At 68.7% G+C, this 12,225-nt stretch carries 12 protein-coding genes; 7 read left to right on the top strand and 5 right to left on the bottom strand.

The window, feature by feature from the left end:
- Positions 1–5 precede the first annotated feature (5 nt).
- On the bottom strand, positions 6–947 hold the full coding sequence (locus QZ814_RS15625) for a DnaJ C-terminal domain-containing protein (protein WP_294334090.1): 942 nt from the start codon (positions 945–947) through the stop codon (positions 6–8).
- A gap of 238 nt (positions 948–1,185) precedes the next feature.
- Here QZ814_RS15625 and QZ814_RS15620 point away from each other — a divergent pair, with 238 nt between their 5' ends.
- Positions 1,186–1,404, top strand: a complete 219-nt coding sequence (locus QZ814_RS15620; protein WP_294334088.1) for a hypothetical protein — start codon at positions 1,186–1,188, stop codon at positions 1,402–1,404.
- Positions 1,405–1,587: 183 nt separating this feature from the next.
- Here QZ814_RS15620 and aroC read toward each other — a convergent pair whose 3' ends face one another.
- From aroC to QZ814_RS15605, 3 genes are all read right to left on the bottom strand, one after another.
- Positions 1,588–2,658, bottom strand: a complete 1,071-nt coding sequence (gene aroC / locus QZ814_RS15615) for a chorismate synthase (RefSeq protein WP_294334086.1) — start codon at positions 2,656–2,658, stop codon at positions 1,588–1,590.
- 70 nt (positions 2,659–2,728) lie between these two features.
- Positions 2,729–3,922, bottom strand: a complete 1,194-nt coding sequence (locus tag QZ814_RS15610; protein WP_294334084.1) for a thiolase family protein — start codon at positions 3,920–3,922, stop codon at positions 2,729–2,731.
- A gap of 65 nt (positions 3,923–3,987) precedes the next feature.
- Entirely contained in the window at positions 3,988–4,764 is a 777-nt protein-coding gene (locus QZ814_RS15605) for a crotonase/enoyl-CoA hydratase family protein (RefSeq protein ID WP_294334083.1), read from the bottom strand.
- An 84-nt stretch (positions 4,765–4,848) separates the two neighbouring features.
- On the opposite strand from QZ814_RS15605, the gene QZ814_RS15600 reads away from it, so the two are divergent.
- Positions 4,849–5,301 (top strand): PaaI family thioesterase, encoded by a 453-nt coding sequence (locus tag QZ814_RS15600; protein ID WP_294334081.1) that lies wholly within the window; start codon positions 4,849–4,851, stop codon positions 5,299–5,301.
- Positions 5,298–5,675, top strand: coding sequence for a PaaI family thioesterase (locus tag QZ814_RS15595; RefSeq protein WP_294334079.1), 378 nt, complete (start codon positions 5,298–5,300; stop codon positions 5,673–5,675). The genes QZ814_RS15600 and QZ814_RS15595 overlap by 4 nt, the downstream gene beginning before the upstream one ends.
- Before the next feature lie 153 nt (positions 5,676–5,828).
- Here QZ814_RS15595 and QZ814_RS15590 read toward each other — a convergent pair whose 3' ends face one another.
- On the bottom strand, positions 5,829–7,109 hold the full coding sequence (locus QZ814_RS15590; RefSeq protein WP_294334076.1) for a PQQ-dependent sugar dehydrogenase: 1,281 nt from the start codon (positions 7,107–7,109) through the stop codon (positions 5,829–5,831).
- Positions 7,110–7,333: 224 nt separating this feature from the next.
- Between QZ814_RS15590 and rimP the strand changes: the two genes are divergently transcribed.
- The 4 genes from rimP to QZ814_RS15570 form a co-directional block, all read left to right on the top strand.
- Complete coding sequence (rimP, locus tag QZ814_RS15585; protein ID WP_093296058.1) at positions 7,334–7,882, top strand: ribosome maturation protein RimP; 549 nt, start codon at positions 7,334–7,336, stop codon at positions 7,880–7,882.
- A 6-nt stretch (positions 7,883–7,888) separates the two neighbouring features.
- Positions 7,889–9,508 carry a transcription termination factor NusA gene (gene nusA / locus QZ814_RS15580; RefSeq protein WP_294334069.1) on the top strand — a complete coding sequence of 540 codons (1,620 nt, stop codon included), beginning with the start codon at positions 7,889–7,891 and terminating at the stop codon, positions 9,506–9,508.
- A gap of 57 nt (positions 9,509–9,565) precedes the next feature.
- The gene (locus QZ814_RS15575; protein ID WP_294334066.1) at positions 9,566–10,270 is read left to right on the top strand and encodes a DUF448 domain-containing protein; all 705 of its coding nucleotides are present in this window, start codon (positions 9,566–9,568) and stop codon (positions 10,268–10,270) included.
- 4 nt (positions 10,271–10,274) lie between these two features.
- On the top strand, positions 10,275–12,225 hold a 1,951-nt coding region (locus tag QZ814_RS15570), incomplete at its 3' end, for a translation initiation factor IF-2 N-terminal domain-containing protein (RefSeq protein ID WP_294334063.1).

The following is a 12,225-nucleotide window of genomic DNA, read 5'->3' as shown; positions in this document are numbered from 1 at the left end:
GGGCGTCAGACGCCCATGCGCCCCCGCGGGTTCCCCCCGTTCTTCCATCCTTGCACAAATTCGATGAGCGCATCGTCGTCGACCGGCAGGTCGACCATCAGCGTGACGAACAGGTCGCCGCGCCCGCCGCCTTTCTTGTGGAATGCCCGGCCCTTGAGGCGCAGCACCTTGCCCGAGCTGGAGCCCTTGGGCACCGTCAGCATCACCGGGCCGTCGGGCGTCGGCACGCGCACCTGCGCGCCCAGCACCGCCTCGGCCAGGGTTATCGGCAGGTCCAGCTTGATGTCGTCGCCGTCGCGCACATAGAAACGGTGCGGCTGGATCTCGATGGTGATGATTGCGTCGCCGGGGCCGCCGGGGCCCTCCTCACCCTTGCCGGCGAGGCGCATCTGGGTGCCATCCTCGACGCCGGCGGGGAGCTTCAGGTCGATCGTCTTGCCGTCGCGCAGGGTGATACGCTGGGGGGCGAGCTTGGCCGCATCCTCGAACGACACGGCTAGGCGATAGGCCGCGTTGGCGCCCTTGGGCTGGGCACGCCGCCCGAACCCGCCAAAGCCGCCGAACCCGCCGCTGAACCCGCCGCCGCCGCGCTTGTTGCCGCCGAACAGCCCTTCGAACAGGTCGCCGATATCGGCCTCGTTCCCGCTGAAGTCGAAATGGCCGCCGCCGGGCTGGAACCCGCCGCTGCCGCCCGCGCCGCTGCCGAAACCGAACGGCGCGATCGGATTGCCGTCGCCGTCGATCTCGCCGCGGTCGAAGCGGGCGCGCTTGTCCTTGTCGGTCAGCAGGTCATAGGCTTGCGTGACCTGGCTGAACTTCTCGGACGCCTTCGGATTGTCCTTGTTGCGATCAGGGTGCAGCTCCTTGGCGAGCTTGCGATAGGCCTTCTTGATCTCGTCCTCGCTCGCGCTGCGCGCCACCCCGAGCGTTACGTATGGATCTGCCACCAAATTCCCCAATGCGTCGACTGTCGATCTCCCGCCCTTACAGGACGGTGGTTAATGCCGAAACATCGGCGTGCGAGGTTGTTCGTGCAAGGGGGCGGGGCGGCGCATCGCCGCATACGCGAAATCGCCCGGCCGAAAGGGGGAAAGGCCGGGCGATCGCATTCAGTCGAACGGACTCAGGCGCGCTTAGTGGGGGCGCTTGTGCTTCGGCTTGGTGCCGGTGTCGTCCGTGGTCGTCGTGCTCGAGTCCGTCGGCGACGTCGTGGTAGCCGACGACGAGTCCGGCGTGGTCATCGCGCCCGATCCGGTGGTGCCGCCCGGCGACGTGGTCGTGGTCGACGGGTTCATCGACGGATCGGTGGGAGACGTCGTCTGGCCGGGGCTCGTCTGGCCGGGCATGGTGCTCTGGTCGGTCGTCGAGCCGCCCGGCGTCGTCTGGCCCGGCGTGGTCTGCTGAGCGAACGCCGCCGGCGCCGCAATCAGGGTCGCGGCGGCAAGAATGGTCTTGATGTACATTACACGGCATCCTTCTGTTGATTATGCCAACGGAAGAATAACCGGCGAACCGCGAAGAAGTCTCGCCAACGGATTTCAGTTAGACGATAAAATCCAACGACTCCGGGGCGAGTCGAGCGTCAGGTCAGCCGACCTGCGCCCGGTGCAGCAATTTCTGGTCCGCCAGTACCAGCGCGACCATTGCTTCGACGACGGGCACGCCGCGGATGCCGACGCACGGATCGTGGCGACCCTTGGTACGGATCTCGCTCGCCTCGCCGTCGCGGGTGACGGTTTCGACCGGGATCAGGATCGAGCTGGTCGGCTTGAACGCGACCCGCATCCGCACCGGCTGGCCCGTCGCGATGCCGCCCGCGATGCCGCCGGCATGGTTGGCGAGGAAATCGACACCGCCATCGCTGCGGGGGCGCATCGCATCGGCATTCTCCTCGCCGCGCAAGGTTGCCGCAGCGAAGCCGTCGCCGATCTCGAAGCCCTTGACCGCGTTGATCGACATGCACGCCGCCGCCAATTCGCTGTCGAGCTTGGCGTAGAGTGGGGCGCCCCAGCCGGCCGGCACGCCGGTCGCCTCGCACGCGACGACGGCCCCGAGCGAGGAGCCGTCCTTGCGCGCGGCGTCGACCAGTGCCTCCCAGCGCTGCGCCGCGTCCGGGTCCGGGCAGAAGAACGGGTTGTTGCCGATCTCGGCGGCGTCGAACTTCGCATAGTCGATCGCGTCGCCGCCGATCGCCTCGACCCAGGCGGTGATCGTCACCTCGGGGATCACGCGCCGCGCGACCGCGCCCGCCGCGACCCGCGCCGCGGTCTCGCGCGCCGAGGATCGGCCGCCGCCGCGATAGTCGCGAAAGCCGTATTTCTGGTCATAGGCATAATCGGCATGGCCCGGGCGATAGGCCTTGGCGACCTCCGAATAGTCCTTCGAGCGCTGGTCGACATTGTCGATGTGGAGCGCGATCGGCGTCCCCGTCGTGCGTCCCTCGAACACGCCGGAGAGGATGCGGACCTGGTCCGGCTCCTGCCGCTGGGTGGTGAAGCGCGACTGGCCGGGGCGGCGGCGATCGAGGAACGGCTGGATATCGGCTTCGCTCAGCGTCAGCCCCGGCGGGCAGCCATCGACCACCGCGCCGAGCGCGGGGCCATGGCTCTCGCCCCAGGTGGTGAAGCGGAATACGCGACCGAAGCTGTTGAACGACATCGGCGCACGCCCTCCGTCTGGGTTGAAACCGCGGGCCGTTTCGCAGGTGTCGCGCGCCGCTGCAACCCGTTCAGATGATCTCGAACAGCCCCGCTGCGCCCATGCCGCCAGCGGTGCACATCGACACCACCACATAGCGCACCCCGCGCCGTCGCCCCTCGATCAGCGCGTGGCCGACCAGCCGACTGCCGGTCATCCCGAACGGATGGCCGATCGCGATCGCGCCGCCGCTGACGTTGAGCTTTTCGGGATCGATGCCCAGCGTGTCGCGGCAATAGAGGCACTGGCTGGCGAACGCCTCGTTGATCTCCCACAAGCCGATATCCTCGACCTTCAGCCCGGCGCGGGCGAGCAGCTTGGGCACGGCGAAGACCGGACCGATGCCCATCTCCTCGGGTTCGCACCCCGCCACCTGGAAGCCGCGATAGATGCCGAGGATCGGGCGGCCCTCGGCCTCGGCGGTCTTGCGATCCATCAGGATCTGCGCGGCGGCGCCGTCCGAAAGCTGGCTGGCATTGCCGGCGGTGACGTGGCGGCCCTCGGGCACGAAGGCGCCGTCCTTCCAGACCGGCTTGAGCGTTCCCAGTACCTCGGCGGTGGTGCCGGGGCGGATGCCTTCGTCCTGGGTGACCGTCACCGTCTCGCTGCCGGTGCGGGTGCCCGCCTTGTCGAACAGCGCCTTGGTGACGGTGATCGGCGCGATCTCCGCCGCGAACGCACCACGGGCAAGCGCGTCCACGGCGCGCTGCTGGCTCGTCGCGGCGAATTCGTCCTGCGCCTCTCGCGAAATGCCATAGCGTTCGGCGACGATCTCCGCCGTCTCGATCATCGGGATGTACGCCGCCGGCACCCGGTCCGTGACCGAGCGGTTCGCATAGCGCGGCGCATTGGCCATGGTGAGGCTGATCGACTCCATGCCGCCGGCCAGCGCCACGTCGATCTCGTCGGTCATGATCGAGCGAGCGGCGAGCGCGATCGCGGTGAGGCCCGATCCGCATTTCCGGTCGAGGCTGAACGCCGGCACGCTGTGCGGGATGCCCGCGGCGAACAGGGCCATGCGGGCCATGTTGGACCCTTGCGTGCCCCACTGGTTGCCCATGCCGTAGAACACGTCGTCGATCCGCGCGGGATTGATCCCGGCGCGTTCCACCGCCGCGTTCATCACATGCGCGGCGAGCACCGGCGCTTCGGTATCGTTGAAATAGCCCCGGCCCGCCTTGCCGATGCCGGTGCGGGCGGTGGAGACGATCGCGGCTTCGCGCATGGCACCCTCTCGTCGTTTCGAGTTTCGGGTACGCTTCCGTCATTGCGTGGCGGAATGCAACCGGTTCAGTCGCGGAACTGGGGCGCGCGCTTCTGCATATTGGCCATTACCGCCTCGATCTGGTTGGGCGAGCGCAGCAGCGCCGCTTGCTCGACGCTTTCCGCCAGCAGCACCGCGGCGGCATCGCCCTCGTGGTTGGCGAGGCGCTTGGCGGCGCGGATCGCGTCCGGGCTGCGGCCGGCGATGGCGTGGGCAAGCGCCAGCGCCTCGGCATGCGGATCCTCCGCCAGCCGGGTGACGAAGCCGAAGCCCTGTGCCTCGGCGGCGTCGAATTCGCGCGCGGTGTAGGTCAGCTCGCGCAGCACGTCGTCGCGCACCGTGCCGCGCCACAGGATGAATCCGGCCATGTCGGGCACGATGCCCCATTTGAGCTCCATCACCGAGAGCCGCGTATCGGGCGCGGCGATGCGGACGTCCGCGCCGCTGGCGATCTGCAGCCCGCCACCGAACGCGACGCCGTGGACGGCGGCGATCACCGGCACCGGCAGCGTCCGCCAGCCCCAGGCGACCTGCTGGAAGCTGTTGGCGAGCCCGTGGCTGCGCGCGGCGAGGTCGGTGTCCGCCCCGGCGCTGGCCATGCTCGCCATGTCGAGCCCGGCGCAGAAGGCGCGGCCTTCGCCCGACAGCACCACGGCGCGCAGGCCGGGCGTCGTGCCCAGCGTGTCGATCGCGCCGAGGAGGCCCTCGAACATCGCGGGGTCGAGCGCGTTCATCTTGTCCGGCCGGGCGAGCCGCACATCGGCCACGCCGTCGGTGATCGTCCAGGTCACGCGCTCGCTCATGCTCGGCAATCCTCTCTCGTCTTCAGGCAGGATAGTGGGGCGAAGCATTTGCGCGGGCAAGATGTGGCCGCTAGAAAAGCCGGTATGTCTGCACCCAGCGATCCCGCGGCGCCGCCCCGGTTCGATCCTCGCGCCTTCTTTGCGCTCCGCTTTCCCAACCATGGCAGCCGCCTGGGCGTGTCGTACCGCGATCACGGCGCGGATTGGGCCGAGCTCGAGCAGCCCTGGCGCGCCGATCTGGTGGGGCAGGCGGAAACCGGCGTGCTCGCCTCGGGCCCGATCCTCGCCTTGATGGACATGGCGAGCAGCGTCGCGGTGTGGCTGAAGGTGGGCAGGTTCCTGCCGCACGCGACGCTCGACCTGCGGATCGACTATCTGCGCCCGGCGCGCACCGGCCAGACGGTGATCGGGCGGTGCGAATGCTACCGGCTGACCCGCTCGATCGCGTTCGTGCGCGGCCAGGCGCATGACGGCGATCCGGCCGATCCGCTGGCGCATGTCGCGGGGACCTTCATGGCGGCGGAGGGCTATTGGTGAAACTGCCTCCTTATGCCGAGCTGCTGGGGTTGACGGTGGAGCCCGGCGCGGAGGCGCCGGTGCTGGTAATGCCGTTCTCGGGCGACGTCGTCGGACGACCGGGGTTTCTGCATGGCGGTGCGATCGGCGGGCTGCTCGAGATGGCGGCGGTCGGCGCGCTGCTCCAGGCGCTGGAGGCGGAAGGCGGGGCCAAGGTGAAGCCGGTCAACGTCACCGTCGATTACATGCGCGGCGGGCGGGAGAAGGAGACGCGGGCCAGGGGCACCGTGACGAGGCTCGGCAAGCGCGTGGCGAATGTCAGCGCGATCGCATGGCAGGACGAGGAGGAGCGCCCGATCGCGGCGGCGCGGATGAACTTCCTGATCGTGCGGTGAGCTGAATCCTCCTCTGCAAGGGGAGGGGGACCGCCGCCGAAGGCGGTGGTGGAGGGGTGTCCCCGCTGCAGTGGAAGGCAGAGCCTCCAGCGTCGACACCCCTCCGTCAGGCCTGCGGCCTGCCACCTCCCCTTCCAGGGGAGGATGGTGCCCTTACTTCTTCGGGCTGATCCGCATCAGCCAGCCGCCATCGCCCTTGGCGCCGTCCTGCAGCAGCCACAGCGAGCCGTCCGGCGCCTGGGCCACGTCGCGGATGCGCATCCCCATGTCCCACTGGTCGGCCTTGCGGGCGTTGGTGCCGTCGAGCGCGATGCGGATCAGCGCCTGGCCGGACATCGCCCCCATCAGCAGTGAGCCCTTCCACTGCGGGAAGTCGCCGCCGGTATAGTAGATCAGCCCCGAGGGCGAGATCGACGGCACCCAGTAGAGCTTGGGCAGCTCATAGCCGTCGCCGGCCTTGGGTTTGGGGATCGGCTTGTTGTTGTAATTCTCGCCGAACGAGACGTTGGGCCAGCCATAGTTGCGGCCCTTGACGATCAGGTTGAGCTCGTCGCCGCCCTGCGGGCCCATCTCATGCTCCCACAGATTGCCGGCCGAATCGAAGACGAGGCCGTAGGGGTTGCGATGGCCGCTGCTCCAGATCGCGGCGGGCGCCGGATTCGGCCCGTCGAACGCGAAGGGGCGGCCCTTGGCGGTCTTGGCGGCTTCGGTGTCCTCGGGCGGATCGATCACCTGCACGGTGGTCGCGCCGACCTTGCCGGCATCCGGGTTGTCCGCGGCCGGCTTGCCGTCGAGCGTCAGGTGCAGGATCTTGCCGATCGCCTGGTTGGGGTCCTGCGCAGGCGTGAAGCGCTGGCGCTCGCCCGAGGAGAGGAAGAGCGACTTGCCGTCGGGAGCAAAGGCAATGACCGCGCCGAACTGTCCGCCGTCGCCGTCGGCGCCGGAGCGGAACAGCACCTCCACATTGTCGAGTCGCGGCGCCATCGCCTTGCCGCGGGTCAGCTTGGCGCGGGCGAGCGCCAGGGCGCTGCCGTTGGCGCGCGGCTCCGAATAGGTGAAGTAGATCGTGTTGCTGCTGGCGAAGTCGGGCGCCGGGGCCACGTCGAGCAGGCCGCCTTGGCCGCCGGCGGCGACCTTGGGGACGCCGCTCACCGCCTGCGCCTTCTGGTTGACCTCCCAATATTGCAGCTGGCCCGCCTTTTCGGTGATGAGCGCGGCGCCGTCAGGCAGGAAGGCGAGCGCGAACGGCGCATCGAAATCGGCGACGCGCGTCGCGGTGAACGGCACGCCGGCGGGCAGCGGGGCGGGGGTGCCGCTCGGCACCGGCAGCGGGGTCGGGGTGCCTGCGGTGCCGATGGGCTGCTGGGCATTGGAGCCCGGCGACGAGCAGGCAGCCGCGAACAATAGCGGAATCAAGAGCAGCGAACGGGGCATGAAAGTCCTCTCCGACAAAGCCTCGGCCACGAACGCAGCCGGTTTTGCAACGAGTTGCAACGCCTTTCCTGCCCGAAAAGATGCAGCGGCATTTTCGCGCCCCTTGCTCCGCGCGGCAGGATTGCGTATATCGCAGCTGCTTTCTCGGACATCGTCAAACATGATCGAGGTCGGGGCCACCAGGCTCCGGCGCCGAAGCTGCTTGAATTTAACCGGAGACGTGTGTGGCGAATCTCGCCGAACTGGCCAAGATGATCGAAACCGAAGCGCAGGCGCTGGGCTTTGCCCTGGTGCGCGTGAAGCTGTTCGGCGGCCAGAGCGATCCCACGCTGCAGATCATGGCCGAGCGCCCGGATACGCGCCAGCTGACGATCGACGATTGCGCCGATCTGTCGCGCCGCATCTCGGACCTGCTGGATCGGCTGGAAGCCGAGGGCCGCGATCCGATCGACCATGCCTATCGGCTGGAGGTCAGCTCGCCGGGGATCGACCGGCCGCTCACCCGGCTGCAGGATTTCGCCGACTGGCAGGGCCATGAGGCTCGCATCACGCTCGCCGAGAAGCTCGATGGGCGCAAGCAGTTCAAGGGCGATCTCGCCGGCATCGACGCGGACGCAGGCACCATCACGATCGTGACGCAGGACGAGACGCACCATGTGCTGCCGTTCGCGGCGATCGAGGATGCCAAGCTGACGATGACCGACCGGCTGATCGCCGCCACCGCGCCGCTCTCTGCCGAGGGCGCCGACAAGATTATCGAAGTAGAAGGATAAGCCCGGATGGCCACCGCCATTTCTGCCAACAAGGCCGAGCTGCTCGCGATCGCCGATTCGGTCGCGAAGGAAAAGTTGATCGACAAGGCCATCGTCATCGAGGCGATGGAAGACGCGATCCAGCGCGCCGCGAAGAACCGCTACGGCGTCGAGAACGACATTCGCGCGAAGCTCGATCCGGTCTCGGGCGATCTCCGCCTGTGGCGCGTCGTCGAGGTGGTCGAGCAGGTTGACGACTATTTCAAGCAGGTCGACCTGAAGGGCGCGCAGAAGCTCCAGAAGGGCGCCAAGGTCGGCGACTTCATCGTCGATCCGCTGCCCCCGATCGAGTTCGGCCGCATCCAGGCCCAGGCCTCGAAGCAGATCATCTTCCAGAAGGTCCGCGATGCCGAGCGCGAGCGCCAGTATGACGAGTTCAAGGACCGGGTGAACGAGATCATCACCGGCGTGGTGAAGCGCGTCGAGTTCGGCCATGTCGTCGTCGACCTGGGCCGCGCCGAAGGTGTGATCCGCCGCGACCAGCAGATCCCGCGCGAAGTCGTCCGCGTCGGCGATCGTGTCCGCTCGGTGGTGCTCAACGTCCGCCGCGAGAACCGCGGTCCGCAGATCTTCCTGAGCCGCGCGCACCCCGAGTTCATGAAGAAGCTGTTCGCGCAGGAAGTGCCCGAAATCTACGACGGCATCATCGAGATCAAGGCTGCCGCCCGCGATCCGGGCAGCCGCGCCAAGATCGGCGTGATCAGCCATGACGGCTCGATCGATCCGGTCGGCGCCTGCGTCGGCATGAAGGGCAGCCGCGTGCAGGCCGTCGTGCAGGAGATGCAGGGCGAGAAAATCGACATCATCCCCTGGTCGCCGGACACCGCCACCTTCGTCGTCAACGCGCTGCAGCCGGCGAACGTCAGCCGCGTCGTGATCGACGAGGAAGAGGACCGCATCGAAGTGGTCGTCCCCGACGATCAGCTGAGCCTGGCGATCGGCCGTCGCGGCCAGAACGTGCGTCTCGCCAGCCAGCTGACCGGCAAGGCGATCGACATCCTCACCGAGGCGGATGCGAGCGAGAAGCGCCAGAAGGAATTCGTCGAGCGTTCGGAGATGTTCCAGAACGAGCTCGACGTCGACGAGACGCTGGCCCAGCTGCTGGTCGCCGAAGGCTTCGGCGCGCTGGAGGAAGTCGCCTATGTCGAGATCGAGGAGCTCGCGACCATCGAGGGCTTCGACGAGGATCTCGCGCAGGAACTCCAGAACCGCGCCCAGGAAGCGCTGGAGCGCCGCGAGGAAGCCAATCGCGAGGAGCGCCGTGCGCTCGGCGTCGAGGACGACCTGACCACCATGCCGTATCTGACCGAAGCGATGCTGGTCACGCTCGGCAAGGCGGGCATCAAGACGCTCGACGATCTCGCCGACCTGGCGACCGACGAGCTGGTCGAGAAGAAGCGCGCCGAGCCGCGTCGCCGCGGCGACGACACCCCGCGCAAGGAGCCCAAGGGCGGCATCCTGGCGGAGTATGGCCTGAGCGACGAACAGGGCAACGAGATCATCATGGCGGCCCGCGCCCATTGGTTCGCCGATGAAGAACCTGCGCAGGCAGGCGAGGAGGACGCAATTGCGGACTCCGAACAATGATACGCGCCGACTGACCTTGGCACTGGTCATCCCCCCTCTCGGCCACGGGAGGGGACGATGACCGACGCGGTTCGCACCTGCATCCTGTCGCGCGAGGAAGCGCCGCGGGAAGGGCTGATCCGACTCGTGCTGTCGCCCGAGGGCGAAGTGCTGCCCGACATCCGTGCCAAGGCCCCCGGCCGCGGCGCCTGGATCTCCGTCGACAAGGCGGGGCTCGCGGCGTCGCGCGACAAGGGCAAGCTGAAGGGCGCCCTGTCGCGCAGCTTCCGCACCGGCGAGCTGCGCATCCCCGACGATCTGGAGGACCGGATCGCCGCGCAGCTGCAGCGCGCCGTGCTCGACCGGCTGGGGCTGGAGGCGAAGGCGGGCTATGTGGTGATCGGCGCCGAGCGGATCGAAAAGGCCGCGCGCAGCGGCCGACTCCATCTGCTGCTCCACGCATCCGATGCCCGCGACGACGGCAGCCGCAAGCTGGCCCAGGCGTGGCGCGTTGGCTCGGATCGGGAAGGTTCTGCCCTCAAGGGCTTAACATTGCCGGTCTCACGCACCATATTGTCCTTGGCGTTAGGCCGCGAAAATGTGGTACACGCCGGACTTATCGACGCCCGGGCGGCGCAACGGACGAGCGAAGCGCTCGATCGCTGGCTGCACTTTATCGGACCCGAACCTGATCCCGTGTCTTGCGATTCCGAATCGCAAGGCGCATCGGCTTTGCCGTCCGCCGTGCCATTGACGACGAACATTATCGAGGAACTTGAGTAGCCGCATGAGCGACACCGAAAACGACAAGCCGAAACTGGGCATGCGCGCACCGCTGGGTCTGAAGCGCACGGTGGAAACCGGCAAGGTGAAGCAGAGCTTCAGCCATGGCCGTTCCAACACCGTGGTCGTGGAGGTCAAGCGTCGCCGTGTCCTCGGCCCGCAGGGTGCGCCGATCGACGAATCGACGCCGGCCCCTGCCGCTGCGCCCGAGACGCCGGCTGCTCAGGCTCCCCGCGCCGCTGCCCCGCAGCAGGCGCCGCGCGCCGCTGCCCAGCCGCCGCGCAAGCCGATGGACAATCTCTCGCCGCAGGAGCGCCAGGCCAAGCTGCTCCGCGAGGCCGAGGAACAGCGCATGCAGGCGCTGGAGGAAAGCCGTCGTCGCGACGATCGCCTCCGCGCCGAGGCGCAGGAAGAAGAGCGTCGCCGCGCGGAAGAGCGTGCGCGTGCCCAGACCGAGGCGGCCGCCGCCCCGGCGGAAGCCGCTGCGCCCGAGCCGACGCCGGCCCCTGCGCCCGCTCCGGAACCGACGCCCGAAGTGGTAGCCGAGGCTCCGGCCCCGGCACCTGCCGCGGCTCCGGAACCTGCGCCCGCGCCGGCTCCGGCAGCGCCCCAGGCTGCTGCCCCGCAGCCGGCGGCGCCGAAGCCGGCCCAGCCGCAGGCGGCAGCCCCCAAGCCGGCCGCGCCCGCGCAGCCGCCGCGTCGTCCGATCCCGCAGGGTCCGATCACGCTGCAGCTCGATGCGTCGCTGCCCGCGCCGCGCCGCTTCACGCCGGTCGTGCGTCCGGAAATCCCCAAGCCGCAGCCCAAGCCCGAGCCGCAGCAGGCAGCGCCTGCCGCGACCCAGCAGCCGCAGCAGCAGGCACCGCAGCAGAACCAGAACCAGCAGCGCCCCGCTGCTGGTGCCGGTGCCGCGCGTCCGGCGCCTTCGGGTCCCGGCGCCGCGCCGCGCCGCCCGGGTGCCGATCCGGCCAAGCCGTCGCGCGACCGCAAGGGCGACGATCGCCGCCAGTCGGGCAAGCTCACCGTCACGCGCGCCCTGGGCGGCGACGATGGTGCGCGCGCGCGCAGCCTCGCGGCGCTGAAGCGCGCCCGTGAGAAGGAGCATCGCCGCTCCTATGGCGGCCCGCGCGAGCCGCAGGTCAAGCAGGTCCGCGACGTGGTGGTGCCTGATGCGATCACCGTGCAGGAACTCGCCAACCGCATGGCCGAAAAGGGCGCGGACCTGGTGAAGGCCCTGTTCAAGATGGGCATGATGGTCACCGTCAACCAGACAATCGACCAGGACACCGCCGAACTGCTGGTCACCGATTTCGGCCATAACGTGCAGCGCGTCAGCGACAGCGACGTCGACATCCAGGTCGATACCGAGCTGGATCCCGAGGACAAGCTGCAGCCGCGCCCGCCGGTCGTCACGATCATGGGTCACGTCGATCACGGCAAGACCTCGCTGCTCGACGCGCTGCGCGGCACCGATGTGGTGCGCGGCGAGGCCGGCGGCATCACCCAGCATATCGGCGCCTATCAGGTCACCCTGAAGGACAAGTCGAAGATCACCTTCCTCGACACGCCGGGCCACGAAGCGTTCAGCGATATGCGCGCGCGCGGCGCCAACGTCACCGACATCGTCGTGCTGGTGGTGGCCGCGAACGACGGGCTGATGCCGCAGACGATCGAGGCGATCAACCACACCAAGGCGGCGGGCAAGCCGATGATCGTGGCGATCAACAAGATCGACAAGCACGATGCCAATGCCCAGCGCGTCCGCGAACGCCTGCTCGAACATGACGTGCAGGTCGAGGACATGGGCGGCGAGACCCAGGACGTCGAGGTGTCGGCGCTCAAGAAGATCGGTCTGGATACGCTGATCGAGAAGATCCAGCTTCAGGCCGAACTGCTCGAACTGACCGCCAACCCCGATCGCGCCGCCGAGGGCAGCGTGGTCGAGGCCAAGCTCG

The sequence above is a fragment of the uncultured Sphingomonas sp. genome (genome assembly GCF_913777625.1).
Taxonomy (GTDB): Bacteria; Pseudomonadota; Alphaproteobacteria; order Sphingomonadales; family Sphingomonadaceae; genus Sphingomonas.
This window is presented reverse-complemented; position numbering and strand designations above follow the sequence as displayed.